This window comes from Micromonospora sp. NPDC047730 (genome assembly GCF_043204765.1).
Lineage (GTDB): Bacteria > Actinomycetota > Actinomycetes > Mycobacteriales > Micromonosporaceae > Micromonospora.
In genome coordinates this window covers 168829-193742 of record NZ_JBIDCU010000011.1, presented here as the reverse complement: position 1 = coordinate 193742, position 24914 = coordinate 168829, and the positions used below count along the sequence as shown (strand labels likewise).

25 protein-coding genes, 1 pseudogene and 1 riboswitch are annotated in these 24914 nt (G+C 76.5%); of the genes and pseudogenes, 5 read left to right on the top strand and 21 right to left on the bottom strand.

Annotated elements, in window-relative coordinates; all coding sequences use genetic code 11:
• Positions 1-14: 14 nt before the first annotated feature.
• Positions 15-1031, top strand: a complete 1017-nt coding sequence (locus ACGF5G_RS24215) for an endonuclease domain-containing protein (protein WP_393266436.1) — start codon at positions 15-17, stop codon at positions 1029-1031.
• A 120-nt stretch (positions 1032-1151) separates the two neighbouring features.
• Here the strand turns inward: ACGF5G_RS24215 and ACGF5G_RS24210 are convergent, their stop codons facing one another.
• The 17 genes from ACGF5G_RS24210 to ACGF5G_RS24130 form a co-directional block, all read right to left on the bottom strand.
• Positions 1152-1880, bottom strand: a complete 729-nt coding sequence (locus ACGF5G_RS24210) for an HD domain-containing protein (protein ID WP_393266435.1) — start codon at positions 1878-1880, stop codon at positions 1152-1154.
• A 90-nt stretch (positions 1881-1970) separates the two neighbouring features.
• Positions 1971-2741, bottom strand: a complete 771-nt coding sequence (locus ACGF5G_RS24205) for a hypothetical protein (protein WP_393266432.1) — start codon at positions 2739-2741, stop codon at positions 1971-1973.
• A gap of 17 nt (positions 2742-2758) precedes the next feature.
• Entirely contained in the window at positions 2759-3217 is a 459-nt protein-coding gene (locus ACGF5G_RS24200; RefSeq protein ID WP_393266429.1) for a hypothetical protein, read from the bottom strand.
• The gene (locus ACGF5G_RS24195; protein WP_393266426.1) at positions 3214-4143 is read right to left on the bottom strand and encodes a hypothetical protein; all 930 of its coding nucleotides are present in this window, start codon (positions 4141-4143) and stop codon (positions 3214-3216) included. The genes ACGF5G_RS24200 and ACGF5G_RS24195 overlap by 4 nt, the downstream gene beginning before the upstream one ends.
• Positions 4140-4655: a phage tail protein gene (locus ACGF5G_RS24190; protein WP_357460080.1), complete on the bottom strand. Its 516-nt coding sequence runs from the start codon at positions 4653-4655 to the stop codon at positions 4140-4142. The genes ACGF5G_RS24195 and ACGF5G_RS24190 overlap by 4 nt, the downstream gene beginning before the upstream one ends.
• The gene (locus ACGF5G_RS24185) at positions 4636-7278 is read right to left on the bottom strand and encodes a putative baseplate assembly protein (RefSeq protein ID WP_393266424.1); all 2643 of its coding nucleotides are present in this window, start codon (positions 7276-7278) and stop codon (positions 4636-4638) included. Before ACGF5G_RS24185 ends, ACGF5G_RS24190 begins: the two co-directional genes overlap by 20 nt.
• The gene (locus ACGF5G_RS24180) at positions 7275-7775 is read right to left on the bottom strand and encodes a GPW/gp25 family protein (protein WP_393266422.1); all 501 of its coding nucleotides are present in this window, start codon (positions 7773-7775) and stop codon (positions 7275-7277) included. Before ACGF5G_RS24180 ends, ACGF5G_RS24185 begins: the two co-directional genes overlap by 4 nt.
• Positions 7772-8110, bottom strand: a complete 339-nt coding sequence (locus ACGF5G_RS24175) for a hypothetical protein (protein WP_393266419.1) — start codon at positions 8108-8110, stop codon at positions 7772-7774. The genes ACGF5G_RS24180 and ACGF5G_RS24175 overlap by 4 nt, the downstream gene beginning before the upstream one ends.
• Complete coding sequence (locus ACGF5G_RS24170; protein WP_393266417.1) at positions 8110-9699, bottom strand: contractile injection system protein, VgrG/Pvc8 family; 1590 nt, start codon at positions 9697-9699, stop codon at positions 8110-8112. Before ACGF5G_RS24170 ends, ACGF5G_RS24175 begins: the two co-directional genes overlap by 1 nt.
• Complete coding sequence (locus tag ACGF5G_RS24165) at positions 9696-10442, bottom strand: hypothetical protein (protein ID WP_393266414.1); 747 nt, start codon at positions 10440-10442, stop codon at positions 9696-9698. Before ACGF5G_RS24165 ends, ACGF5G_RS24170 begins: the two co-directional genes overlap by 4 nt.
• 1557 nt (positions 10443-11999) lie before the next feature.
• Positions 12000-12482 (bottom strand): phage tail protein, encoded by a 483-nt coding sequence (locus ACGF5G_RS24160; protein ID WP_393266412.1) that lies wholly within the window; start codon positions 12480-12482, stop codon positions 12000-12002.
• Between the two features lies 1 nt (position 12483).
• The gene (locus ACGF5G_RS24155) at positions 12484-13761 is read right to left on the bottom strand and encodes a phage tail sheath family protein (RefSeq protein WP_393266409.1); all 1278 of its coding nucleotides are present in this window, start codon (positions 13759-13761) and stop codon (positions 12484-12486) included.
• A 55-nt stretch (positions 13762-13816) separates the two neighbouring features.
• Positions 13817-14512 (bottom strand): carboxypeptidase-like regulatory domain-containing protein, encoded by a 696-nt coding sequence (locus tag ACGF5G_RS24150; protein ID WP_393266406.1) that lies wholly within the window; start codon positions 14510-14512, stop codon positions 13817-13819.
• Positions 14509-15117 carry a glycine zipper family protein gene (locus ACGF5G_RS24145; protein WP_393266404.1) on the bottom strand — a complete coding sequence of 203 codons (609 nt, stop codon included), beginning with the start codon at positions 15115-15117 and terminating at the stop codon, positions 14509-14511. Before ACGF5G_RS24145 ends, ACGF5G_RS24150 begins: the two co-directional genes overlap by 4 nt.
• A gap of 11 nt (positions 15118-15128) precedes the next feature.
• Positions 15129-15473 carry a hypothetical protein gene (locus tag ACGF5G_RS24140; protein WP_393266402.1) on the bottom strand — a complete coding sequence of 115 codons (345 nt, stop codon included), beginning with the start codon at positions 15471-15473 and terminating at the stop codon, positions 15129-15131.
• A gap of 128 nt (positions 15474-15601) precedes the next feature.
• Entirely contained in the window at positions 15602-16375 is a 774-nt protein-coding gene (locus ACGF5G_RS24135) for an LppM family (lipo)protein (protein ID WP_393266399.1), read from the bottom strand.
• A 311-nt stretch (positions 16376-16686) separates the two neighbouring features.
• A complete protein-coding gene (locus tag ACGF5G_RS24130; RefSeq protein ID WP_393266396.1) occupies positions 16687-17847 on the bottom strand; it encodes an FAD-dependent monooxygenase in 1161 nt (386 codons plus the stop codon).
• 69 nt (positions 17848-17916) lie between these two features.
• On the opposite strand from ACGF5G_RS24130, the gene ACGF5G_RS24125 reads away from it, so the two are divergent.
• Entirely contained in the window at positions 17917-18546 is a 630-nt protein-coding gene (locus ACGF5G_RS24125) for a TetR/AcrR family transcriptional regulator (RefSeq protein WP_393266393.1), read from the top strand.
• A 146-nt stretch (positions 18547-18692) separates the two neighbouring features.
• On the opposite strand, the gene ACGF5G_RS24120 is transcribed toward ACGF5G_RS24125, so the two are convergent.
• From ACGF5G_RS24120 to ACGF5G_RS24110, 3 genes are all read right to left on the bottom strand, one after another.
• The gene (locus tag ACGF5G_RS24120) at positions 18693-19625 is read right to left on the bottom strand and encodes an AraC family transcriptional regulator (RefSeq protein WP_393266391.1); all 933 of its coding nucleotides are present in this window, start codon (positions 19623-19625) and stop codon (positions 18693-18695) included.
• A gap of 75 nt (positions 19626-19700) precedes the next feature.
• On the bottom strand, positions 19701-20405 hold the full coding sequence (locus tag ACGF5G_RS24115) for a phospholipase (RefSeq protein WP_357700535.1): 705 nt from the start codon (positions 20403-20405) through the stop codon (positions 19701-19703).
• A 167-nt stretch (positions 20406-20572) separates the two neighbouring features.
• Entirely contained in the window at positions 20573-21559 is a 987-nt protein-coding gene (locus tag ACGF5G_RS24110) for a LacI family DNA-binding transcriptional regulator (protein ID WP_393266388.1), read from the bottom strand.
• Positions 21560-21716: 157 nt separating this feature from the next.
• On the opposite strand from ACGF5G_RS24110, the gene ACGF5G_RS24105 reads away from it, so the two are divergent.
• Positions 21717-22937, top strand: a complete 1221-nt coding sequence (locus ACGF5G_RS24105) for an MFS transporter (RefSeq protein WP_393266386.1) — start codon at positions 21717-21719, stop codon at positions 22935-22937.
• A 94-nt stretch (positions 22938-23031) separates the two neighbouring features.
• A complete protein-coding gene (locus ACGF5G_RS24100; protein ID WP_357460044.1) occupies positions 23032-23367 on the top strand; it encodes a hypothetical protein in 336 nt (111 codons plus the stop codon).
• A gap of 19 nt (positions 23368-23386) precedes the next feature.
• On the opposite strand, the gene ACGF5G_RS24095 is transcribed toward ACGF5G_RS24100, so the two are convergent.
• Positions 23387-24106: an MBL fold metallo-hydrolase gene (locus tag ACGF5G_RS24095; RefSeq protein WP_393266383.1), complete on the bottom strand. Its 720-nt coding sequence runs from the start codon at positions 24104-24106 to the stop codon at positions 23387-23389.
• Positions 24107-24293: 187 nt separating this feature from the next.
• Here ACGF5G_RS24095 and ACGF5G_RS24090 point away from each other — a divergent pair.
• Positions 24294-24584, top strand: a pseudogene (locus ACGF5G_RS24090) (MFS transporter); the annotation flags it as partial.
• 84 nt (positions 24585-24668) lie between these two features.
• A riboswitch (cobalamin riboswitch) is annotated at positions 24669-24798 on the top strand.
• Positions 24799-24914: the final 116 nt, after the last annotated feature.

The following is a 24914-nucleotide window of genomic DNA, read 5'->3' as shown; positions in this document are numbered from 1 at the left end:
GGCACCGTCGGGGCATGGACTCCGTCATCCAGGCGCTGGTCGAGCGCGGTGGTGGGCTGGTGACCCGGGACGCCGTGCTCCGGTGCCGACCACGCTCGACGCTGGAGAGCGCCTGCCGCTCCGGCCGCCTGCTCCGGCTGCTGCCCGGCGTCTACGTCGACGCCGCCCTGGTCGACAATCCGCAGCGCACCTCACCGGCCGCAAGAGCCGGCAGCGCTGTCGACACCGCACTGCTCACCCGGGCGATCGTGCCGCCGCTCGCCCGGATCGCGCCGGCCCTGGCCCGACGGGCGGCGCTGGCGTACGCCGACGGGCGGGGCGCACTGAGCCACCTCACCGCGCTCGACGTGTGGGGCCTGCGGCGGCAACCCGCGGGCGAGCCGCTGCACATCGACGTGCCGATCACGTCCGGGCTGCGCAACCGCCCGCACCTGCTCGTGCATCACCGGCGCCGGTTCGCCCCGCATCCCCCGCACGCGCTGGTCCGAAACGGCGCGCCGGTCACCCGGCTGGACCGGTCGCTGGTCGTCGCCTGGCCGCTGCTGCCCGTGGTCGAGCGCGCCGGCCCGGTCATCCGCGCCGTCAACGACCGACTGACCACGCCGGAACGGATCGGTACGGCGCTGGAGGGCGTGCCGAGACTGGCGGACCGGGCCACGCTGCGCGGGCTGCTGGACCGGCTCGCCGCAGGCTGCCGCAGCCCGCTGGAGATCTGGGGCCACGACCGGGTCTTCACGGGCCCCGGCATGCCGGCGTTCCTTCGGCAGGCGCGGGTGCAGGTGGGAGGCCGCGTCGTCTACCTCGACCTGTACGCCGAGGCGGAGCAGGTGAACATCGAGCTGGACGGCGCGACGACCCACGGCGACCCGCGCGAGCGCGAAATCGACCTGCGCCGGGACGCCCTGCTCGCCACCCGTGGCATCCTCGTGGTCCGCTTCACCCACCGCCGCCTGCTGCACCACCCTGACGACGTACGCCGCGAAACCCTCGCCATCCTCGCCACCCGGCGCCGGGCTCCCATGATCAGTTGATCGGAACCCGTCCGAATGCCCGCCTCGGCGACGGTTCTCCATCAACTGATCATGGGGCTGATCGGTGCGGCGGCGCGAGGCGCCGCCGCAGCGGGACGCGCGCCCCACCCCGGAGCATCGTCAGTTCGGGTGGACCGGTTGGTCGAGGATGGCGCTGAAGCGCTCCTCGGCCAGGTCGAGCTGGTCGAGGATGTGCCGCTTCACCGGCGCCGACAGGGGAGTGTCCGGCCGGGTGACGAGGTCCCGGTAGACCGGCACCAGCGGCCGGTACTTCGCCGCCGACGAGGCCACCTTCGGCCCGACGGTGTGGATGACGCCCACCCCGTTGTCGGTGAAGTCGGAGATCTTGATGACCCGCGCCCACGGCTCCCGGGCCAGGCTGGCCGCCACGTGCTCCCGGTACTGGACGTGCTTGTCGCGCCCCGGGTCGTACGCCGGGTTGGTGACCGCGCCGACCAGGCGGGCCACGCGCGGGCCGAACCGCTCGGCCAGGACGGCCAGCGCGGCGGCGGTCGGATCGTCGCCGGCGTGCTCGCCGGCCAGCTCGTCGGGGTGGTCCTCCACCGCGTCGTGCAGCAGGCCCGCCACGATCACGTCGACGTCGCGGACCTGGTAGTGGTGCATCATCCGGATCGCCACCCGCAGCAGGTGGTTCAGGTAGGGCTCGCGTACCCGCCGGTCGTCGCGGTGCAGCTCGGCGGCCAGGTCGAGGGCCTCGGTGAGCCGCTCCCGGGCGGCCTCGTCGAACGCGCGCAGCTCCAGCCGGAACCGGGCCAACAGGCCGGGCTCGCCGTGGATCTCGGTGATCGCGTGCATCGGCATGGTGGCCAGGTAGGCGGGAAACTCCATGCGCCACTTATAGCCGATCTTCACCATGCCGCGGGCCCCTGGCGTCGGGTGCCCGACGCACCGCCCCGCGTACGAGGGCCGGCGCGGGGCTCAGGCCCGGCCGTCGCCGGAGCGTTCGGCGGCGCCGCTGACCCGGACCGCCTTGACGATGGCCGGGATCGAGCCGATCAGCAGCACCAGCCCCCAGACGACGGCGACGACGGCGAAGACCAGCGCCCCGAGGTCGTCGACGACGCTGACCAGGATCACCGGCACCAGCCGGTGCAGGAACTCCAGCACGACGGTGCACAGCAGCGTGGTGAGGGCGAGCAGCACCAGGCCCTTGTTCTGCAAGAATCGGGGTTGGGCCGCCACGAGCAGCCCGGCCCAGGCGAGCTTGAGCAGCAGCACCAGCCCGAGCAGCACCGAGGCGTCGCCGACCGGGAAGAACCCCCACAGGGCCAGGTAGGCCAGCGTGCCGAACGGTGGGGCCAGGAACAGCGACACCATGACGGTCAGCTCGACGAAGGCGACCAGCAGCGCGACGAACGCCACGACGATCAGCACGATCGAGAAGACCAGCGTCGCGACACCCTGCACCCGGCCCTGGACCCGGTCCGGCAGCACCAGGCTCAGGCAGAACAGCCCGGTGCTCCAGACGGCGACCGCGTCGACCAAGGCCAGGTAGCCGGTGCCCCGGCCGGACGGCTCGCTGACCCCGGACACGTCGGCGATCGCCACGTCGAGCGTCCCGGCGCTGTCCCGCAGCGCCGCGCCGGCGTCGCCGCCGCCGACGAGCAGCCCGGCGCCGAGCTCGACGCCGAGCGCCAGGCCGACGGCGAGCATCGCCAGCAGCAGGAACGGCTTGCGCAGCTCACCCATGTCGGGCCTCCGATGGGTCAGGACGTGGTGACCGTGACGGCGCAGCCGCCGACGCCGGGGCAGCTCAGCAGCACGTCGGTGGCGCGGTCGACGGCGATCCGGGCGACCGCCCCGGTGCCGTCGGCGGCCGGCGTGACCTCGTCGCGGACGGTGAACTCGGCGTCCCCGGGAGCCGGCGCCTCCACCGTGAACGGGGCCGGGCTGCGCAGGACCAGCGTCCGCAGCCCGCCCGGGTCGGCCACGCGCAGCACGCAGGTGCCGGTGAAGACCAGCCGGCCGGCCTCGGCGCAGTCGGCCCGTACCGTCGCCGGGTCCACCGCGGCGCGCCCGCCGCCGAGCCGGCCGAGCCGCTCCACCAGCCCGGAGGGGTCGCCGGGGTCGCCGGTGTCGTCCCGGCCGGCCCCGACGGCGACCGCGAACAGCGCCGCGAGCAGCACGCCCAGTGCCGCGAGCAGCGCCTTCTGCCCGCCGCTCATCGGGCGTCGGCCGGCGAGGGGACCTCGGTGAACCGGATCGCGTCGACGCCGGCGAAGTAGCGGTCCGTGCCCTGGGTCTTGCCGACCACGACGAGCGTGACCCGGTGCGGCCCCCGGGTCAGCGCTACCGTGCCGACGTCGACCCAGTCCGTCTTCCGCACCTCGGGGGTGAAGCCGAGGAACGCGCCGCCGACCTGGGTGCCGTCGATGGTGAAGACCGTGTTGGCGTAGTCGAACGAGGTGGTGCGGACGGCGGCGAACCGCCAGGTGCCGTCGGCGGGGATCTCCACCGTCACGCTCACCTGGTCGCCGATCGCGCGGCCCTGGAAGAACAGCTGGGCGTCCTCCGACCAGGTCACCCCGCAGCAGTTGGGCTGGACCTCCACCGCCACCGACGAGCCCATCGGCGGCCCCAGCACCGCGCCGGCCACCAGGCTCTCCGCCTCGACGGTGACCACCCGCGGCTCGCCCGGCGCCGGTTCCCCGTCGCGGGCCAGCAGCCAGACCACCGCCGCGCCGACGACGAGGACCAGTGCCGCCGCGGCGGCGATCCACGGCCACGGCGTACGCCGGGGCGGGGCGACCGCCCGGACCTCGTAGGTGACCCGCCCGCTGGAGCGGGAACTCTCCTCCGGCGCGGTGTTCGCCGAGTACGCGAACCCGGTCATGTCGTAGCGCCGGGGCGCGGTGCCCGGCGGCACGGTCAGCCGGACCAGGAAGGAGACGGAGCCCTGCCCGGGCACCACCCGCTGCGGTTCGGTGACGGTGAACCAGGACCGCTGCGAGCCGTCGCCGGGCGCCACGTCGAAGACGACGGTGTCCGGGGCCGTGCCCGGGTTGGAGACGGTGAACGTCAGCTCGCCGGTGTTGCGGGCGTCCAGGGTGAACTGCTCGGCGGCGGCGGCGACCGCCCACTCGGTGGTCATGGTGGCTCCTCTGCGACGACGATCTCGGCGGTGGTCGACGCGGGCTTCTCCGCCTCGACGATGCGGGTGATCACGGCGAGCTGCCCGGCCGCGGCCGGCGGCACGGTGACCACGACGTGGAACGGCCGGTCCCGGGGCTCGTCGATGGCGAAGCCGCCCGTCCCGGTGGCCACCTCCAGGGCCCTGCGCATGCCGTACGGGGTGCCGCGCCAGCGGGCCAGCAGCGCGCCGTGGGACACCAGGTCCCGCAGCCGGCCCAGCGGCAGCGGTGGCGGGGCGTCCGGCCGGGGCGAGGCGACCACGTGGTCCATCGCCACCCAGCGGGCCAGGTAGGCGACCATCCCGTCCGGGGCCCGGTACGGGTCGAACAGCGCGTCGACGTCGGCGAGCACCGCCTCGTCCGGGGCGTGCAGCGCCTCCATGACGTCCAGCAGCGCCCACAGCACGCTGCCCGGCACGCAGGCCCGCTGGTACGCCGCGGGCAGCAGCCGCTCAATCGCCGCGCGTCGCATCCTGCCGCACCACCTCGATGTCGTGCTCGCCGGAGCAGAGCAGCCACGTGTCGGGAACGGTCACCACGTCGGCGGTGGCCTGGTTGGCGCTGGCCGCCCAGTCGACCGCGTCGGTGCTGCGGTGCACCCCGCGCTCGCCGCCGGCCAGGATCAGCCGGTCCGGGCCGCCGGTCGCGGCGACGGCGTCCACCGGCACGAACCGGGTGCGGTCCCGCAGCGGCAGCCCGCAGTTGACCGACACCGGCGCCCACTGTGGCGCGGCGGCGAGGGTGTCCAGCCGCAGCACCCCGCCGCTCTGCGTCGCCGCGACCGCGAGCGGCCCGGAGAACGCGAGGTCCCGGCAGGTGCCGCCGATCCAGCCGGACTGCACCGCCTGCCACTGCACGTCGGACTCGAACAGCCGGGCCCGGCGGCAGCCCTGCCCGGGCTTCTTCGGGTCCGGCTCGCCCGCGCCGCTCCACAACAGGGTGGCCGGGCCGTCGTACTGGACGGCGAGCACGCGGTTGTCGACGTTGGCCAGCCCGACGTGGGCGAAGCTGCCCGGGTGGCCGGCCTGGGTGGACAGGTAGACCCCGAACCCGGCCTGCGCGGCCACCGCCACGCCTGGCGCGCCCCGCTCGGAGACGAACGCGCGGACGGCGTAGAAGCCGCGGTCGGCGTCGCCGGGGTCGACCAGGATCTGCAACGGCACCGCGCCGGGCAGCAGGGAGACCTCGTACAGGCCGGTGTCGGTGGCGACCAGCAGCGCGCCCGCGCCGTCCCGGTCGATCCAGGCCAGGTCGGAGACCCGCGAGTCCAGGTCGGTCAGCAGCGACCACGTCTCGCCGAGGTCGGTGCTCAGGTGCACCCGGGACCCGCCGTCGGCGCGGACGGTGGCGACCGCCACCGAGCCGGGCCGGGGCACGATGCCGGGGCGCACCGGGGCGGGGGCGGGCGTCACCCGCAGCACCGTCTCGCCGTCGGCGAACCGGCCGGCCGGCTCCCAGCCGGCGCCCGCGTTGGTGGAGCGGAACAGCACCGGCCCGCGCCCGGCGTACCAGGTCCGCGGCTGGTACTGGTCCACGGCGAGGGTACGCACCTGCGCGTCGGGCGCCTCGTCGACGACGAAGCGGACCGACTCGACGTAGCGCACCCCCGGCTCGGCGTGCTCCAGCAGCCGGTACACGTTCGACGCGCGCAGCGGCTCGCCGAACGCCCAGCCGGCCGGGTTGAGCGGGGTCGGCAGCGGGCTGAGCGTGGAGTGCAGCCGGTCGTGGACGCGGCGGCGGACCGCCTCGACGTCCTCCTCCCGGCGCACCACCACGCGGGCCCGCACCGACACCGCCTTGTAGCGGGCCCAGGTCGCCCGGCAGGAGGTGCCCAGGGCGCGGCGGCGCTCCAGGTCCGCCTCGACCCGGGCGCGGGCCTGGTCGACCTCGTGCTCCCGCAGCACCGCCACCGGTAGCCGCCCGCCGGGCCGCGCCGTCTCCGGCACGTACGGCACCAGCACCACCTCCACCTCGCCGGGCCGGGCGAAGCTGTAGACGGCGGCGCGGGTGAAGGCGCGCGCCCGGGCCACGGCCCCGGAGCCGGTGGCGAGCACCTCGAAGTCCCGCGCGGTGACCGCCCGCTGCTGGGCGAAGAACTCGTACGGGCCGCGCAGCAGCGCCGACTCCATGGACTCCATCTCCCGCCCGCCGGCCGCCGGCGCGGGGTTGTCGACGCGGACCCCGGGCAGCGGGTCGCGCAGGCTGGTCAGCGTGTCGGCCGCCACGTTGCCCGCCGGCCCGCCGCCGGCCCGGTACCACAGCCGCACCTGCCGCCCGGCCGGCGGAACGGCGGCGACGGTCACGGGGCCGTCCGCCGGCGTGGCGCGGCTGCCCGGCGGGCCGGTCGCGGCTGCCGGGCCTCCCGGGTCGGCGGGGTCACGCAGGTCCAGGGCGGGGGCGAAGGTGACCGTGCCGGAGCAGCGGTCGACCAGGTAGACCCTGTCCTGCGGGCCGAGCCCGGCGAAGCTGTCCACCGGCCGCCAGATCTCGAACGTGCGGCCGTCGTGCTCCCGGGCGGCGGCGCCCAGCTCCACCGTCCCGGCCGGCACCTCGACGCCGAGCAGCAGGTCCAGCGGCTCGGCGGTGCGCGCCAGCGGCGCCCGGGCGGCGCGCAGCACCTGACCGGGCTGGCCGGTGCCGACCCCGAGCAGTTCCGCCTCCACCGGCTCGCAGTGGTGCATCCGGACGGTGACCTCGTCCTGCCCGGCCGGCAGCAGCGCCGGCTCGGTGGTGACGAAGACGACCGGCCGGGGGTCGGCCCCGCGCGCGGCGGCGACCCGGGTACCGGCCGGGATCCGGACCGGCCCGCGGTCGCCGCCGGACCGGGCGAACCGGACGTCCGCCCAGGCCACCGTCGGGGCGTGCCGGGCCACCCCGAGCAGGTTCAGGAACGCCACGTACGCCTTCTCGGGCAACTGGTTGAGCCGGTAGATCATCACCTCGGTGAGGTGCGCGAACGCCTCCAGCAGCGCGATGCCCGGATCGTGCGCGGACAGGTCGGTCCAGCCCGGGCAGGACTGCCGGATCCGCTCCCGGGCCTCGGTGACGAGGTCCAGGAAGGCGCGGTCGTCCAGGTGCGGCACGGGCAGCGTCATGACGTTCCTCCCTCCGGCGGCACCCGGCCGGGCGGTGGCGGGCCGCCGGCCGGGAGGTGACCGTCGTCGGGGGCCTCCCGCTCCGGGTCGTCGGCGGGCAGCAGGTCGACGGAGAACACCAACTGCCCCGGCGCGAGGCTGGCCCGGATCCGGTAGTCGAGCCGGATCACCAGCCGCCACTCCTCGTCGGGGTCGGGGCCGGCGTCGACGTCGAGGACCTCCACCCGGGGCTCCCACCGGGCGACGGCCGCCCGTACGTAGTGGATGGCCAGCCCGGCGGTGGTGTCGTCGTTCGGCGCGAAGACGAGGCGGTGCAGGCGGGAGCCGTACCCGGGACGCATCAGCCGCTCGCCCGGGGTCGTGGCGAGCAGCAGGAACAACGCCTGGCGTACGGTCTCGTCGCCCTCGGTCATGGCGAGGCCGCCGGCGGCGGTCAGCGCGAGCCCGCCGCCCCGCCCGGGGTCGAAGCCGGCGCCGACGAACCGGAAGGCCCTCACCGGTCCGCCCCCAGGAAGCCCTGCCGGGGGGCGCGTACCCGGTGGTGCACCAGGCCGGGCGGGGTGCCGTCGGTGAACCCGTCGAGGTGGGACAGGACCACCCGCCGGCCGCCGACACGCACCCAGTCGCTGTAGCCGACCCGCACCCGCAGGGTCCTCCCGCACGGCTTGATCGTCGGCCCGTAGTTCGGGCAGGCGGTGATCTCCCGGCCCTCCGGGTCGTCGTCCACCAGCACCGGCACGCCGGCGACGGTCACCCAGTCCTGCGAGGCCCGGTTGCCGACCCGCCCGTCGTGGTCGCACCTGATCAGCGAGTCGCGGTGGATCCAGCGCATCAGCCGCCTCCTTCGTGGTGGGCGCGGGCCAGCGTCCGGGCCCGCTGCGCGGCGGTCGCCGGGTCCTCGGCCGCCTCCGCATGCAGGAAGTCCACGCTGCGGGCGCGCACGACCATGGCCCGGCCGGGCGCGGAGAGCACCAGGTCGGTCGCGGCGTGCAGGGTGGCCAGTTCGGGGGTCAGCTCCAGCCAGCTGCCGCCCTCGGTGGCCAGCCGCAGGCTCCGCGCGGCGTCGTCGACCACGATCGACTGGCCGCGCGCCGTCCGCAGCGACCAGCGTCGCGCCCGCCCGTCGTCGACCCCCGCGTCGTACGCGCCGGCGGCGCCGAACAGCGCGCCGAGCACGATCCCGGACGCCGGCTCGCCCCCGGGCAGCACCACCAGCACGGCGTCCTCGGGGTCGGGCAGCGCCACGAGGCCCTTGCCGGGGCCGGCCCCGGGGCAGAGCACGGCCAGCCACCCGGCGTCGAGCCCCCCGTACGCGGGCAGCTCGACCCGGGCCCGGCCCAGCCCCTCGGGGTCGGCCACGTCGGTGACCCGGCCGAGGGTGACCACGGCCGGGGCGGGCGGCCCGGCCGGCGGGGCCGGGGGAGGGGCGGTGGAGAACCGGCTCAGCGGGCCGGCCGCGTCGACGGTGTGCACCACCTCGGTCAGCACGTACGTCCCCTCGACGGCGGCGGGCACGCCGGTGAGCGCGATCCGCCGGCCGGGCCGCAGCGCGGGGTCGGCGTCGGCCACCCCCTCGGCGGTGACCAGGGCGGCGACCCGCGCGTCCAGCCGCGCCTGGGCGAGCGCGGCCAACTCGTCGTCGCCCCGCCCGGGCTGGTCCACGGCGGTCCGTACGCCGTCCGCGCCCACGTCTGCCGGGTCGGGGTCGGCGACGATCCGCCGGCCGCTGCGGGCCGTGCCCACCTGCTGGCTGATCGGCTCGGCCCGCTGCGGGTGCCAGCCCAGCGCGCTGCTCTCCCCGCCGGCCGTGTCGAGGTTGGTCGACAGCCGCAGCGAGTGCAGCCCCCGGCCCAGCTCCAGACCGACCGGCTCGCCGTGGCCCTCCAGGGTCAGCAGGCGCAGCCGGTCGCCGTCGGCGACCACGTGCAGGCCGGCCCGCCCGGTCACCTCCCGCAGCAACTCCAGGTCGCTGTGCTGGTGCTGGGACAGCCGCTCCAGCCGGGGGCCGTCGGCCTCGGCGTGCACGGTCAGCCCGACGTCCCCGCACAGCTCGCGGGCCAGGTCGGCGGCGGTCACCGCCTCGAACACCCGCAGCCGCTGCCGCCGGCGCAGCCGGTGCAGCGCGTCGTACGCCCGCACCCGCAGCAGCGCCGCGCCGTCGGCCGCGTACTCGACCTCGACGCAGGTGACCTCGCCGGCGAAGAGGGCGTCGGAATGACCGTCCAGGCGCAGCTCCAGGCTCGCCCCGGTGCGCACCGGCGGGGTGAGCGCGGCGGCGCCGGGCGCGGTGGTCAGCGCCACCTCGCACTGGGTCGGCCGGTCGAGCCGGGCCGCCACCCGGGCCGACACCAGCCGGCGGGCCGCCCCGTCCGGCAGCGGAGCCCCGTCGAGCAGCACGGCGAGCGCGCGCGGGGCGGTCACGGCGCACCCGCCGGGGGTTGGGCGGCCGGGGCAGGCTGCGGCGGGACCGCCAGCGGCGTACTGGGTGGCACGGCGAGCGGGTCGGTGATCCGGTTGTGCTCGGCCAGCAGCCGCCACCGCAGCGGCGAGCCGAGCGCGTCGTGGGCGAGCAGGTCGAAGCGTACGCCCGAGTGGTCGGGCCCGGTCGCGCCGTCGCCGGCGGCCACCACGGCGCCGCCCGGCGCGGCGGTCGGGGTGCTCGCCGCGGCGAGTTCCGCCGCGAAGCCCTCCCGCGCCCGGTCGGCGTCCTCCGCGACCCGGACCAGCTTCAGCCGCAGCCAGGACCGGTGCGGCGAGCCGGTCGCGGTGAACGCGTCGAAGCGCTCGGCCACCGCGACGACGACACCCGGCACGTTCCAGGTCTTGCCCCAGACCAGCCGTACCAGCGGCGGCCGGAGCCAGCCGTGCTCGGTGGCGGAGTTCTCGGCGAGCATCCACAGCGGGCGGGTGAGCGCCCGCACGTCGATCGGTCGGACCTGACCCTCGGCGAAGTCCACGTCGAACAGCAGGTCCAGCACCAGCTCGGTGCGGCCCCCGCCGGTGAAGACCAGCGGGTCGTCGGCGAGCCCGGCCCCGGTGAGCTGCCCACCCGCGGCGCCCCGGTGGCGCACCCCGGCCAGCCGGGTCACCTGCACCGTCTCCGGGTTGAGCAGGCAGTCCACCCGCTCGCCGGTGGCGTCGATGAGGAAGGCGACCCGTTCCATCAGCCACCCGCCTGTTCCCGGTCCAGCCGGCGGACGCGCTCGTCGTCGAGGGCGGGCGCGGGCACCGTCCACAGCGGCCAGTCGTCCGGCAGCGCCGGCCACGGCCCGTCGGCCCGCTCCGACCCGCCGGCGCGCGCCGGTCCCGCACCGTCGGCGTCGGGCAGCGCCGGCCAGGGCGCGGTCGCGTCCGGCCGCCCCGACGGGGGTACGCCCGCCTCGCCGCCGCCGTCCCACCGGCCTCGGGTGCCGTCCCACCGGCCTGCCCGGCCTTCCCACGGCGCGGCTCTCAGCCCGGCGCCACCGACAGGATCGGGGCCTCCTCCGGTAGCCGCCGGCTGGTGTCGATGCCCGGACGCGGGTCGCAGCCGGTCGGCCCCTGGGTGTCCCGTCCCGTCGTACGACAGCGGAACCCGGGCCCCCGCCCCGGCTCCTGTCGCCGCTTCTCTGCCCGGGGTGCCTGACGACGCCTCCCGCGCCCTGGCCGCCCCGACGTACGCGGCGGCCCCGGTCGCGCCTCGGGACGCCGCAGATCTTGGTACGGAACGGCCGCTCCAGGGGCCAGTTCGTACCAAGATCTCGGGCGACGGCCCGTTGGCGTCGGGTGCCCCGCCCGTCGGGCCGTGGGTGCGTCGGTCGCCGGCCGACCATGGGCCCGTGCTGCCGCCGGCCGGGCGGCTGGTGGCCGGCGTGCCCCGGCGGGTCACCGCTTCCGGCGGGGGAACCGCCGGCCGGAGCACGGGCCAGCCGGCCGCCGCCGACGGTCGACCGACCGAGCCACCCCCTCCATTTCTCAGGCAGAGATCCCACCGGCCGGCCCGGCCCTCGGCTGTCGTCTGGGCGCCTGGCCGTCCGTCGCCACTTGTCCGCCCAACGTCGCCCGGCCGGCCGCCCCGCCTTCCCGGGCCGTCGTCGCCCGGCGAGTCGGTGCCGGCCGGCCAGCCGTCTCCGGTCGGCCAGTCCCGCCCGCTCGGCGGCACGTCTCCTGCCGACCAGAGGTCGCCGATCGACCGTCGGTCGCCGCTCCGCCAGACGCCTGCCGCCGGCGGGGTGTCCTCGTCACGCCCGCCCGATTCGTAGGGGTACGAGCCGGCAACGCCGGCCCGCGTCGGTCCCCACCCGGGTGGCACGGCGGGCGGTCGCGGGTCGGCCGTCCGGGGCGGCGGGTCGCCTGGCGGACAGTCAGCAGGGCGGATGGCCTGGTCCGCACCAACGGGACGGGTTTCGCCGTGGTCCGCGCCGACGGGCGGCGGGGGAGCGGGGTCGGCCGGGCCGAGGTCGAGGTCGAGGTCGCGCAGCAGTCCGGGGGCGTGCGCGGACACCACCCGCAGCCAGTGCGCCGGGGGCTGGCCGGGGCGGCGTGCCGGCACCTCGGTCCCCGTCGCGGCGGCCGGCGACCGGTCGGGCGGAGACCAGCCCTCGGGCGGGTACCTGTCGTCAGATGGATACCAGTCGTCGGGTGGGGACGGCGGGCCGGTTGCGGCCGGTCCGGCGGAGTCGACCAGCCGGGCCAGTTCGTCGACCGCCGTGGCAGTCGCGCGCAGCCGGGCGGCCAGCCAGCTACGCGGTGGTCGGCGCGGCGGCACCGCCGGTCTCCAGTTCCAGGCTCTCGTACCGCAGGGTGAGCGCCGCGATCGCCAGCTCCTGGCCGAGGGTGTTCAGGTGGGCGCCACGCCACCTCGTCGGCCAGGCGTTGATCAGGTTCCAGCGCAGCACCTCCGCCGTGCCGGCCGCGTCCAGCAGCACGATCGAGACGTTGCGCCGGCTCACCGTGCCCCGGGCCACCGCGTGAATCCAGTCCCACAGCTCCCGGGAGGCGGTGAGCCCGAAGTGCAGGGTCACCGGCGCGTACTCCACCTGGCCGGGGACCATCCGGATGCGGTCGTTGCCCTGTTCCCGGTACGGCACGCCGGGAATGGTCATCTCCAGGCCGCTGACCTCGGTGAAGTGGCCGTTGGTCACGCCGTTGACGAGGAGCTTGAAGTTGTAGGCCCGGTACGGGTCGACCGGGGCGCCCGGCTGCGGGGTGGCGGTGGTCGGCATGTCAGCCTCCGATCGTCTCGGTCTCGGCGCCGCCGGCCCACTGGCTCAGCCTGAACACCACGAACTCCGCCGGCTTGACCACCGCGATGCCGATGTGGGCGACGACCATGCCCGCGTCGCGGACGTCCGCCGGATTGGTCTCCTCGTCGCACTTGACGAAGAACGCCTCCTCGGGCGTACGCCCCAGCAGCGCGCCGTCGCGCCAGACGCGGGTGAGGAAGGCGCCGATGTCACGGCGGATGGACCGCCAGAGGGTGAAGTCGTTCGGCTCGAAGACCATCCACCGGGTGCCGTTGGCGATCGCCTGCTCGATGGCGATGCAGAGCCGGCGGACGTTGAGGTAGCGCCACTCGCTGGCCTCGGCGGCGAGGGTGCGGGCGCCCCAGACCCGGATGCCCTCGCCCGGGAAGTAGCGGATCACGTTGACGCCCTTGGGGTTGAGCACGTCGTGCTCGGGCCGGGTGACCAGGTGGGCGAGGTCGACGGCGCCGCGTACGGGCTCGTTGGCCGGCGCCTTGTGCACCCCGCGCAGGGCGTCCGTGCGGGCCCAGATGCCGGCCATGTGCCCGCTCGGCGGGGTGAGCACCAGCTCGCCGCTGAGCGGGTCGCGTACCCGCAGCCAGGGATGGTAGAGCGCGCCGAAGTCGGACTGCCGGGGCCGGCACGCCGTCGGCGCCTCGTCCCCCGACACGGACCCGCCGGAGCCGGACCCCGGGCCGCCGGAGCCCGCCGAGCCGGACCCACCGGACCCGCCGGAGCCCTCGGCCGCCTTGGGCGGCCTGCCGGTGGACGGCGTCGCCACCCTGGTCAGCGCCGAGATGTCCGTGACGTCCGGGGGCGGGTCGCAGATGGCCACCATCGTGCGGGTCCGCTCCGCCATGCTGAGCAGCGCCTCGTGCGAGACCGGGTCGTGGAAGCCGGGCGCGGCCACGATGGAGACCTCGTCGACGGCCTCCAGCAGTTGCAGGCCGCCGCGCCGCTTCCCGGTGCCGGTGATCTCGCCTCCCGCGCCGACGTTGACGACCCAGCAGCGGCTGCCGCCGTTGTCGAGGAAGCCGAAGACGGCCCGGGCCAGCGGGGTGCTCTCCAGGCGGTCCCCGTTGGCGTAGAGCCGCAGGAACTCCGTCCAGTTGTTGACCGCGACGGCTCTGCCGAGCTGCGCGGTGGGGTCCGGGGCGACCCCGACGAAGGCGGCCGTGCTGGTGCTGGCCGGTCCGATCGGGCGGGCGCCGCCGGGGACCTCCTCGACGTAGATGCCGGGCGAGAAGTAGGTGGGCATCGGTCCTCCCGGTGCGGTTCGCGGTCGGCGGCGTGGGACGTCCGCCGGAACGGGGTCAGCGGGGCGGGGGTGCGCAGACGATGACGATGTCGGGCTCGGTCGGGTCGACCTCGGCGGTGAGGACCCGCCCCCGGCCGGTGAGCCGCAGCCGTACCGGACCGGGGTGGTCGGGGTCGTGCGGCACCCCGACGACGCGGAACCGGCCGGCGGGGTCGGTCGTGGTGGCGCACGCCGTGCCGACGACCTCGATCCGCACGGCCGCGAGGGGCTGCTGCTCGGGCCCGACCACCCGGCCGTCGAAGGCCAGCATCTCCAGCTGCCGCAGCCGCAGCGGCCGCAGCACCGGCGGCGCCGGCGGCGTCGGGTGGGTGACCTGGGCCGGCACGTCGATGAGCAGGGCCGGGCGGGGTCCGGTGCCGAACGCCGCCCAGAGCCGCGGGTCGCCGGCCTCCAGCACGACGGCGCGCTCCCCGCCGGCGGTCGCGGCGGCGAGCACCCGGTCCAACCCGGGCAGCGCCGCCGGCCCGCCGGCGCAGAGCAGGTAGCGGACGGTGAAGCGGTACGGCTCCCGGCCGCCGCTGCCCCGGGTCTGCCGCGCCGGGCGCAGCTCCATCGGCCAGAGCGTGAGCCGGGCGGGGTCGTCGTCGGGGCGCGGCGGACCGACCGGGACGGGTTCCCCCGCCGCCCCGGCCAGCCAGCCGGCCAGCTCGGCGGTGGCCGTCTCGATCGGGCCGCGCCCCGGCGTGGTCATCGCGGCGGCGTCCCCTGGACGCGGTACGCGATGGCCTCGTTCCACACGTGTGGGTAGACGCCGATCTCGAAGTACCGGGTGAATCGGTTGATGGGTGCGTTGGTGTGGTCGTGGTAGAGCAGCCAGACCGGGGCGATGGTGAACAGCACGTAGTTGGCGAGCACCAGCGGGATGTAGAGCGGGCCGAGGATGCGCGCCTGGAGGATGTGCACGTCCTCGTGCCGCTGGATGCCCGGCCCGGAGCCGGCGCAGACCGTGCCGATGGTGGTGGCGTACCGGGGGGAGACGCCCTCGACCACGTTGACCCGGCAGCTGTGCTGCGAGGTGGGCCGGTCCAGCGAGTGCCCGACGAGCACGTGGGCGGCCAGGTAGACCGCGCCGACGACGGTGTTGAGCAGGCTCCAGGTGTGGTCGACGACGAAGAGGAGGACGCCCTTCGCGTCCGGCCCGTAGACCCGGGCCGAGGCGACCGCCCAGCCGAAGATCCCGCCGACGAGCAGGCCGGCGACCGCGCCGATCAGCAGCCCGACGGTGCCGCGGGCCAGTTGCCCGAGGACCGCGCCGGTGGCCACGTGGGCGACGGCGCTGAGGATTCCGTAGATCATGACGGCTCACCTCAAACCCAGGAGCGGAGGATGCGGGGCTCGCGTCCCTGCGCCATCCGGGTCGGCGACGCCTGGGTCGCCTGCCGGTTGCCGGGCGGGAGCTGGTTGATGCCCAGCGCGGCGGAGAAGATGACCAGCCCGTTGAAGAACGCGATGATCCACTTCTCGGCGCCGGCGTCCGTGGCGAACGCCGCGGTGAGGTAGGACAGCGCGAGCGCGATGCCCAGTGCGATCCACTTGCGGGCCTTGTCGCCGCTCGGGCCGATCAGCCCGCCGACGACGTTGGTGGCGAGCAGCGTCGCGGCGCTCGCGCCGGTGAGGCTGCCCAGGGCGGCCCAGGTGAAGAGATCGTTCATCGCCGATCTCCCTTCGGTTGTGCGGTGGTGCGACCGGGGTGTGGTGGTGGTGAGGCCGGCGGCTCCGGGGAGTCTCCGACGGGCCCGGTCCGCCGCCGGCGGGCGGCGGGCGGGAGGGGGTGGGGGCCTCAGGCGGGCCCCGGTGGGCCGGCCGCCGTCGGGTCGCCGGGCGACTGGCCCGGCGCGGCCGTCGGGCCGGTCGTCTGGCCCGGCGCGGCCGTCGGACCGGTCGCCTGGCTCGGGACGACCGGGCCGCCGGCCGCCGGCGCCGGCCGGCGCGAACGCCGCAGCAGCAGGACGACCCCGACGGCGACGAGCAGCAGGAGCGCCGCCGCGCCGGCGACCAGCAGCCAGGGGAACCCGCCGCCGTCGTCGCCCGCCGCCGGGGAGGCCGACGGCCTCGGCGGGGCCTCCGCGACCGCCCGCAGCTCGGTCGGCTTCTCCTGGTTGCTGCCGACCTTCCAGCTGACCGACCGGCCGTTGACCGTGCCGTTGGTGTCGAGGACCCGGCCGGGGAAGGTCACCGATATCTCGAACGACATCAACCGCATGAACGCCTGCTGATTCTGCGGATTCTGTTCCGCCACCTTCCCGCCGTATTTCTTCGGGTCGAGGGGAAGGGTGAAGCGGTAGAGATCGTCCTCTCGGACGAGCCGCACGCTCTCGCTGTTGAAATCGCGCAGCGGGGTGTTCCGATAGGTGATCTGGGAACCGAAGAGCTTGGCGTCCTCGTAGCGGGTCTCCTCGCCCGGCGGCAAGGCGGGAATGTTCTTCCGCAGCTCGGCGAAGCCGGCCTCGACGGTGCGGTTGCCCGAGGTCAGCACGCTCTTCTGGGCGGTCAGCAGGAGTTGGCCGTCGACCGTGTCGTCGGCGTTGACGGTCAGCCCGAGATTCAGTTGCATGCAGCCGGTCAGCGTGGCCGCCAGAACGAGACACGCCGCGACGCGGAGTGTCCTGCCGCGGATGTGTCCCGTATCCATGGGCACAGTGTGTGTGATCCGGATCACAATCAGCAGTCAGCGATCAGTCACAACGAAGTCGCCGATCTTACCTGGCCGCTGTCCCCTTCGGCCGAGGTCGAAAATCGCCGAAATCGATATCCTGAAGGTTTGGCCGAGGTCGCCGTTTTTCCCTCCCGCGAAAACGTCCCGCCGCCTGTCCCGGGGCGGGCGTGGACGCCGCCGAGAAGGTCGGCCGGCCGCGCGTCCTCGGGTCAGGGCGCGGTGGGCGGCTGCCAGTCCGCGTACCGGGCCATCGCGCGGAGCGACGCGCGGGCCGGGGTGAGCCGCAGCAGGGTGTCGCGCAGCGCGACGGCCGCCGGGTGGCGCAGTTGCTGACCGAACCGCCCGGTCCGGAACGACGCCCGGGCGACGGCCTGGCTGCGGCGCCGCCGCTGCCGGTCGTACGCGGCCAGCGCGGCGGGCACCGTCCCGGCCCCGCCGGCGCACACCGCCCCCAGCGTCACCGCGTCCTCGATCGCCTGGCAGGCGCCCTGCCCCAGGTTCGGCGTCATCGCGTGCGCCGCGTCGCCGAGCAGTGCCACCCGCCCCCGCACGTACGACGGCAGCGGCGTGGCGAGGTGGTGGATGTCGTTGCGCAGCACCGCCTCCGGTGGGGTCGCCGCGAGCAGCGCCGGGATCGGGTCGTGCCAGGAGCCGAAGCGCTCCCGGACCGCCGCCAGTTCGTCGGGCGCGTGCCCGCCGGGCGGGGCCGTGACGGCGCCGAACCAGTAGAGTCGGCCGCCGCCGACCGGCACCATGCCGAACTCGGCGCCCCCGCCCCAACTGATCGCGGTCGGGACCGGCCCGGGGAAGTCGACCACCGCCCGCCAGGCGGTCGTGCCCGCGTACGCCGGGGGCGGGGTGTCGGGCCAGAGCCGGGCGCGCAGCGCGCTGCGCAGGCCGTCGGCGCCGACCACCAGGTCGGCCCGGAGGCTGGCCGGCTCGCCGTGCCGCCGGTAGCGCACCTCGCCGGCCTCCGGGTCCACGTCGGACACCTCGGCCCCGGTGTGCACGGCCTCCGCCGGCAGCGCGTCGCGCAGGATGCCGTGCAGGGTCGCCCGGTGCACGCCCAGCGCGGTGGTGCCGAGCAGCCTGGTCAGCTCGTCGGCGTCCACCCGGGACAGCCAGCGCCCCCGCGCGGTGCGGATGCCGCCCGCCGCCCCGGCGTCCCCGCGCGCCCGGACCGCCGCCCCGACGCCGAGCGCGTCGAGGCCACGCACCGCGTTCGCCATCAGGGTCAGCCCGGCACCGACCTCGCGCAGCTCGGCGGCGCGTTCCAGCACGGTGACCCGCCAGCCGCCCCGATGCAGCGCGAGCGCCGCGGCGAGGCCGCCGATCCCGCCCCCGACCACGACCGCGTCCGACCCGACCATGACATCCCGCCCTTCTACGCCTGTAGAAGAGGCATACTACATCCGTAGAAATTGGCGTGGGGAGGGCGTGTGGCGGGGCGGACCAACCGGGTGGCGTTGCTGGCCGACGCGGCCATCGAACTGCTCGCCGAGGGCGGCATGCGGGCGCTGACCCACCGGGCGGTCGACGCCCGCGCCGGCCTGCCGCCCGGCAGCACGTCGGCGTACCTGCGCACCCGGCAGGCGCTCATCGAGGCGGTGGTGCGGCGCCTCGCCGACCTCGACCGGGCCGACCTGGCGGCCCGCGAGCTGCCCGCCGACGCGCCGCCCCCCACGCCGGGCCCCGCGCTGACCGGGGCGGACCTCGACCGGCTCGCGGACGGGGCGGGCGAGGTGCTGGACCGCTGGCTCACCGTCGGGCGCAGCCGCACCCTCGCCCGGTACGCCTGCCTCCTCGAGGCGGTGCACCGCCCCGAGCTGCGGCGGATCCTGGAACACGGCACCCTGCTCCGGGTGCAGGCCCGCGACCTGCTGGCCCGGGCCGGCGCCCCGGACCCCGACCGGCGCGGCGACCAGCTCGTCGCGTTCGTCGACGGGCTCCTCTTCGACCGCCTCGTCGGCGCCGGCGCCCTCAGCGCACCCCCGCCCGGCACCCCCGCCAGCCGCGCCGACCTGGCCGCCGCCGTCCGCGCCCTGCTGCGCGCCCTGACCACCACCTGACCCCGGCGCCCCGGCCGCGTTGCCCGGCGGGTCCCGGCGCGTCGCCCGACGCCCCGGCAGCGTCGACCGGCGGCCAGCCGGTGCCGGAGCGCACGACCCGGCAGCGGCAGCCGCCGCGCGTCCCGGCCGGGCGGGGAGGCGGGCGGTCAGGACGCGGCGAGGCGGTGGTCGCGCGGGGTGACCCCGCGGACCCGGCGGAACGCCGTGCTCAGCGCGAACGGGCTGCCGTAGCCGACCTTGCGGGCGACCGCCCCCAGGGTGGCGTCCGGCTCGCGGAGCAGGTCGGCGGCGAGCGCCAGCCGCCACCCGGTCAGGAACGTCATCGGCGGCTCGCCGACCAACTCGGTGAACCGGCGGGCCAGCGCCGCCCGGGAGACGCCCACCTCGGCCGCGAGGGAGGCGACCGTCCACGGCCGGGCCGGGTCGTTCTGGAGCAGCCGCAGCGCCGGGCCGACCACCGGATCGGCGGCGGCGACGTACCAGGCGGGCGCGGCGCCGGGGCGGGCGAACCAGGTGCGCAGCGCGGCGATCAGCAGCAGGTCGAGCAACCGGTCCAGGACCGCCCCCTGGCCGGGCGCGTCCCGGGTGACCTCCTCGGCGAGCAGGGGCACCAGCGGGCTGCGCCACTCCTCGCCCCCGACCACGAGCAGCGGCGGCAGGGCGGTGAGCAGCCGTCGGCTCAGCTCCCCGGGAAGCTGGTAGGTGCCGGTCAGCAGCACGGTCGCGCCGTCCGAGCCCGTGCCCCAGGTGCGTACGCCCAGCGACATCGTCTCGGCCAGCGGCTCCCCGCGCAGCGTGGTGCACCGCTGCCCGGGATGGATGACCACCTGCGGCGGGGTGGCCGGGTCGTCCGCCACGAGATAGCCGTCGGGCCCGCGCAGCACCGCCACGTCGCCCGGCCCCAGCGCGACGGGCGCGCCGTCGTCGGGCACCACCCAGGCCGCGCCCCCGACCAGGGCGACCACGGTCAGCGGGGCGCGGTCCTCGATGCGCAGCGCGAACGGGGGATCCAGCAGCGACCGGAGCAGGAAGGCGCCCCGGGCCCGCGGCCCGTCGAGCAGCCCGGTGAGCGGATCCATCCCGCGAGCGTAGACGAGCGCGCATGGCGCCGGCGGGCATGCGTCGTCCGGCGTCTCAGGCGTGGACCGACCGGGTCAGTCTGCGATCGTCAGCCAGTCGGCGGCGCGGTGGCGGATGTCGGCGGGCACCTCGTGCGGGCCCGGGAACTCGTCGTAGGTGACGTCGTAGCCGAGCGAACGCAGCCGGGGCACCAGGCGGCGGCTGCACACGTCGACCGGCAGGACCGGGTCGTCGGCGCCGTGCGAGACGTAGACGCGGGGTCGGCCGTGGGTGACCAGCGGCGCGGCGAAGCCGGGGGAGAAGGCCACCACCGCGTCGACCAGGTCGCCGTTGGTCAGGCCCAGCGAGAGGGCGTACGAGGCGCCGTCGGAGAACCCGCCGAACGCCACCTGCCCGACGGGGTAACCGGCGAAGGCCGTGGCCAGCAGCCCGTCGATCCGTCGGACGTCCACCCCGAAGCCCTCCACGATCAGGTCCCAGCTGCTCGACGCCGCCTGCGGGGCCACCAGCAGCAGTTGGTGCGCGTCGGCGACCGGCAGCAGCAGGTCCACGCCCTGCCGGGCCGAGCCGCCGGCCCCGTGCAGCAGCAGCACCAGCCGGTACGGCCGGCCGTCGACCGGCTCCGGGGCGTACACCATCGCCAGCGGCCCGCCGTCGGCGTCGGTCAGCGTCACCATGCCGGTGGCCGCCCGGGTGACGGGCGGCGCCGGACGCGCGGTGAGCCGGCCGTGCCGTGGGTTCTCCTCCGGCTGCCGGTGCGGCGCGGCGGGTTCGGCCACGGGATCACCGCTCCTCGTCCTCGGCGGGGGTGCGCCAGCGGTTACCCCGCTGCCCCGGGGTTAACCCTGCCGGGCCGCCTCCGGCGCGACCAGCGACCCCTGCCGGCCGAGGGCGCGCCGGCCCGGGCACGCCGGACACCGGACGGGAGGCGCTGGCCGCGACCGGCTCATCCGCTGACCCGGCGGACCAGCCGGGACGGGAACACCGTCGCCGGCGGCACCGGCCGTCCGGCCAGCACGGCGGTCGCCGCCGCCGTGGCGATCTGCCCCACCGGGTGCGTCGCCGTGGTCAGCGCGGGGGTGGTCATCGCGGCGAGCGGGATGTCGTCGAAGCCGGTGACGGCGACGTCCCCGGGCACCTGGACGCCGTCGCCGCGCAGCCCGTCGATCAGCCCCAGCGCGGTCGCGTCGCTGATCCCGACGATCGCGTCCGTGTCCGGCCAGCGCGCCAACACCTCCCGGGCCGCCGCCCGGCCCCGGTCCGCGCTGAAATCCCCCGGCACCAGCCGCACCGGCAGGCCCGCGTCGCGCACCACCCGGCGGTACGCGCCCACCGACCGGCCGGCGCAGGACAGCCAGCGGGGGCCGGTCACCATCGCGATGCGGCGGCGGCCGGTGGCGTACAGGTGCCGGACCACGGCCTCCGTGCCGCCGCCGTTGTCCACGTCGAAGGCGGGTACGAGGGCGGAGCCGATGCCGATCGAGGCCACCCGGCCGCGCAGCGCCGCCGGGACCGCCCGGAGCACCGCCTCGGTGGTGTTGACCAGGATGATCCCGCCGACGCCGCGGTCCTCGGCCAGCCGGCGCAGCCCGGCCGGCTCGCGCCTCGGGAGCCAGTGCAGCGCGACCCCGAGCCCGTACGGCGCGCAGACCCGGGCGGTCGCCCCGACCACCCGGTCGACGTACGGGTCGTCGAGAACGGTCGGGGCGACGCCGGAGACCACGACCACCAGCCGCACCCCGGTGCCCCGGACCAGCGCGCGGGCGGCCAGGTTCGGTGCGTACCCGAGCCGGTCGGCGGCGGCGGTGACCCGGTCGCGGGCGGTGGGCGAGGCGTAGCCGGTGCCGGCGATCACCCGCGAGGCGGTGGCCCGGGAGACGCCCGCCGCCCGGGCGACGTCGTCGAGTGTGGGCGGTCGGCCAGTCGTCGTCATGCCTGTCCTCCCCGTGGTCGCCGTCCCCGGCGCGGACGGTCGATGCGCATCATCTCTCTCGCGGGCCGGCGCCGGTAAGGGTGGGAAGGCGTTGTCCTGGCAGCGCTCTCAGGTGTGGGATCGTGCGGCAGACCGCCCGAGGCGAGAGGACGCCACCGTGAGCCGCACCACCGCCGCGCCCGCCGCGCCGACCCCGGCCGTACCCCGGGCGGTGCTGGCCGCCCGTACCGGCGTGGCGGTGGTGTTCGCGCTCAACGGCCTGGCCGTCGCCACCTGGTTCTCCCGGGTGCCCGCCGTCCGGGACGCGCTGGGGCTCAGCGCGGGCCGGCTCGGGCTGCTCCTGCTCGCCATGTCCGCCGGTTCGCTGCTCGCGATGCCCACCGCCGGCCTGGTGGCCCAGCGGCTCGGGGCGGCCCGCACGGTGGCCCTCGGCTGCCTGCTCGTCGCGGCCGGGCTGACCGTGGCCGGGGTCGCCGCCCCGGCCGGTTCCCTGGTCGGGGTCGCGGTCGGGTTGTGCGCGTTCGGCTACGGCTCCGGCATCTGCGACGTCGCCATGAACGTCGAGGGCGCGGCGGTCGAGCGGCGGCTCGGACGCACGATCATGCCCCGCTTCCACGCCGCGTGGAGCCTCGGCTCCGTGGCGGGCGCCGGGCTCGGCGCGGGGGCCGCCCGCCTCGGCCTGCCGGTCGCCGCGCACCTCGCCGCGCTGGCGGCGGCGGTGTTCTGCGGCACGCTGCTGGCCGTCCGGTCGTTCCTGCCGGCGGCCGAGAGCGGCACCGCCGCCGCTTCGGCCGCCCCGGCCGAGCGCCGCCGCGACCTGCTCGCCGCCTGGCGGGAGCCGCGCACGCTGCTCATCGGCCTGCTGGTGCTGGTGTCGGCGTTCGCCGAGGGCAGCGCCAACGACTGGCTCGCCGTCGCCTTCATCGACGGCCACGGCCTCAGCGAGGCGGCCGGCGCGGCCGTGTTCGGGGTCTTCGTCGTCGGCATGACCCTGGGCCGCACGGCGGGCACCGTCGCGCTGGACCGGTGGGGCCGCGTGCCCGTCCTGTCGGCCACGATCCTGCTCGCCACCGTCGGCGCGGGCGTGGCGGTGCTCGCCGGCTCCGGGCCGGTGGCGGTCGCCGGCGTCGCGCTCTGGGGGCTCGGCGCGTCGCTGGGCTTCCCGGTGGGGATGAGCGCGGCGGCCGACGACGAGCGGCAGGCGCCGGCCCGGGTCAGCGTGGTCGCCGTGATCGGCTACACGGCGTTCCTCGCCGGCCCGCCGCTGCTCGGCCTGCTCGGCGACCGGGTCGGCACGCTGCCCGCCCTGCTCGTGGTGCCGGTGCTGCTGCTGCCCACCCTGGCCCTGGTGCCGGCCACCCGCCCGCCGGCCCGCTGACGCGGCACATCCGCAGGGCACTCACACCCGGCTCGCAGCCGCCTCCCAGGAAACGGTGCTGCACTGGGAGGACGCCGAGGAGAGGAGCGGGGGGATGGGCTGGTTCAGTCGACGGTCGCGCGGCACCGACGCGGCCCCCACGAAGCTCGACCGCGAGGCGACCCGCGAGGACCTGGCCGCGCTGGAGGCGTTCGTCACCAGCCGCCGGGGCGTGGAGTTCTACCTGGAGCCGGAGACCACGGCGACCGACACCACCGTGGTGGCGATCGCCCACGACGGCGAGTGGATCCGCCGCCGCACCGGCTCGCCGCGCGCCGCCGGGTCGATCGCCCGCAAGCACGCGGTGCCGCTGTACGAGGCCGCCCGCACCGGCTACCCGGAGCGGATGCGGGCCTGGAACCGGGCCCACCCGGAGCGCCGCGTCCGCTGACCGTGGCGCCGCCGTGGCGTCACCGCCCGGCGGCGACCGCCGCGCGTGCCTCGTCCAGCGTCATCGGCGGCTGGTGGCTCGCGACGTACCAGTGGACGTCGTCGGCCAGCAGCCGGCGTACCAGGGCGAGGTCGGGCCGGTCCTCGGGGGTGCGCAGGTGCGCCGGCGGCGGATAGAAGCAGTCGCCGAGCAGCAGCACGCCCGAGTCCGGCACCGCCACCACCGTCGAGTCCGGCGCGTGGGCGCCCCCGACGTGCCGCACCCGCACGCCGACCGGCAGCTCCAACTCGTCGGTGAAGGTCCGGGTCGGCGGCAGCACCGCGAAGCCGTCCCACGAGTCGACCGCCAGCGCCCGGGCCCGGAAACTCGGGCCGAGCCGCGGATTCGCCCGCACCTGCTCCCGCAGGTACCGATGGCTCCACGGCCGGGCCGCCTCCGCACGCAGCAGCCGCTCGCCGGCGACGTGGCCGACGATCTCCACGCCGGGCCAGGCGCAGGCGCCCCAGACGTGGTCCCAGTGGTGGTGCGTGTAGACCAGCCAGCGGGGCGGGGGCAGCCCGGCGGCAGCCAGCGCGGACCGGATCTCCCGGGCGTGCGCGGGGCTCTGCCCTGCGTCGACCAGCACGCTGCCCCGGTCGTCGGCGACCAGGGCGACGCCGGCCTGGACGGCTTCCGGGTCCGGATCACCCGGGCAGAGCCAGACCCGACCGGCGAGGTGCTGGAACGTTACGGCGGCCATGGCGCACAACTCCCTGGATTCCGGACGACGCGGCGGACTGGCGCCCGATCGTAGGTGCTGGAAGCTCGACGGCTGTCCCCGAGGTCAGGAGCGCGCGTCCCGCCCGTCCGTGCCGGGCAGCTGTCGTCGGCCGCCCCTGCCTGGCGGCGCCACCCGGGGGGACGGGGCGGGCGGTAGGGTGTCCGGCATGGCTGACCGGTCGTCGGCCCTGGGCCGTCCCTTCTGGACATTCTGGAGCGCCGCCGCCCTGGCCAACCTGGGCGACGGCATCCGCGTGGCGGCGTTCCCGCTCCTCGCCGCCGCGCTGAGCGACGACCCGGTGGCGGTGGCCGCCGTGGCCGCGGCGCAGTTCCTGCCCTGGTTGGTCACCGGCCTGTTCGCCGGAGCGCTCGCCGACCGCAGGGCAGCCCGGGAGATCATCGCCGCCGCCGACGTGGGCCGGGTCCTGGTCCTGTCGACGTTGGCCCTGGCCGTCGCGACGGCCCGGCGGGGTCGGCCTCCGATCCCGTCGCGTTGACCCGGGGACCGGGGGTGTGGCAGCATTCGCGGCCTGACGGCAGTGAAGGAAGCCGGTGTGATTCCGGCGCGGTCCCGCCACTGTCACCGGGGAGCGATCCCCCCTCGTGAGTCACGGCCGTGCGTGCGCGGTTGGAAGACCGGGGGTGAGCGTCGATCCGGGAGCCAGGATACTTCGGCCGTCGGGAGTGACCCCAGGGCGTGGACACCCGAGGAGGACCCGATGACGCACCGCGTCTCCGCCATCGACGATCATCGTCGCATCGTGCCCGGCCGCCACAGCGCGCCGGCG

Coding starts and splice junctions, on each gene's coding strand:
- ACGF5G_RS24135 (WP_393266399.1), bottom strand. CDS start 16,375: ATGCAACTGAATCTCGGGCTGACCGTCAACGCCGACGACACGGTCGAC.
- ACGF5G_RS24165 (WP_393266414.1), bottom strand. CDS start 10,442: ATGGAACGGGTCGCCTTCCTCATCGACGCCACCGGCGAGCGGGTGGAC.
- ACGF5G_RS24190 (WP_357460080.1), bottom strand. CDS start 4,655: ATGCGACGCGCGGCGATTGAGCGGCTGCTGCCCGCGGCGTACCAGCGG.
- ACGF5G_RS24140 (WP_393266402.1), bottom strand. CDS start 15,473: ATGAACGATCTCTTCACCTGGGCCGCCCTGGGCAGCCTCACCGGCGCG.
- ACGF5G_RS24110 (WP_393266388.1), bottom strand. CDS start 21,559: ATGACGACGACTGGCCGACCGCCCACACTCGACGACGTCGCCCGGGCG.
- ACGF5G_RS24120 (WP_393266391.1), bottom strand. CDS start 19,625: ATGGATCCGCTCACCGGGCTGCTCGACGGGCCGCGGGCCCGGGGCGCC.
- ACGF5G_RS24200 (WP_393266429.1), bottom strand. CDS start 3,217: ATGAGCGGCGGGCAGAAGGCGCTGCTCGCGGCACTGGGCGTGCTGCTC.
- ACGF5G_RS24185 (WP_393266424.1), bottom strand. CDS start 7,278: ATGACGCTGCCCGTGCCGCACCTGGACGACCGCGCCTTCCTGGACCTC.
- ACGF5G_RS24210 (WP_393266435.1), bottom strand. CDS start 1,880: ATGGAGTTTCCCGCCTACCTGGCCACCATGCCGATGCACGCGATCACC.
- ACGF5G_RS24130 (WP_393266396.1), bottom strand. CDS start 17,847: ATGGTCGGGTCGGACGCGGTCGTGGTCGGGGGCGGGATCGGCGGCCTC.
- ACGF5G_RS24145 (WP_393266404.1), bottom strand. CDS start 15,117: ATGATCTACGGAATCCTCAGCGCCGTCGCCCACGTGGCCACCGGCGCG.
- ACGF5G_RS24100 (WP_357460044.1), top strand. CDS start 23,032: ATGGGCTGGTTCAGTCGACGGTCGCGCGGCACCGACGCGGCCCCCACG.
- ACGF5G_RS24160 (WP_393266412.1), bottom strand. CDS start 12,482: ATGCCGACCACCGCCACCCCGCAGCCGGGCGCCCCGGTCGACCCGTAC.
- ACGF5G_RS24205 (WP_393266432.1), bottom strand. CDS start 2,741: ATGGGTGAGCTGCGCAAGCCGTTCCTGCTGCTGGCGATGCTCGCCGTC.
- ACGF5G_RS24095 (WP_393266383.1), bottom strand. CDS start 24,106: ATGGCCGCCGTAACGTTCCAGCACCTCGCCGGTCGGGTCTGGCTCTGC.
- ACGF5G_RS24175 (WP_393266419.1), bottom strand. CDS start 8,110: ATGCGCTGGATCCACCGCGACTCGCTGATCAGGTGCGACCACGACGGG.
- ACGF5G_RS24215 (WP_393266436.1), top strand. CDS start 15: ATGGACTCCGTCATCCAGGCGCTGGTCGAGCGCGGTGGTGGGCTGGTG.
- ACGF5G_RS24195 (WP_393266426.1), bottom strand. CDS start 4,143: ATGACCACCGAGTGGGCGGTCGCCGCCGCCGCCGAGCAGTTCACCCTG.
- ACGF5G_RS24150 (WP_393266406.1), bottom strand. CDS start 14,512: ATGACCACGCCGGGGCGCGGCCCGATCGAGACGGCCACCGCCGAGCTG.
- ACGF5G_RS24155 (WP_393266409.1), bottom strand. CDS start 13,761: ATGCCCACCTACTTCTCGCCCGGCATCTACGTCGAGGAGGTCCCCGGC.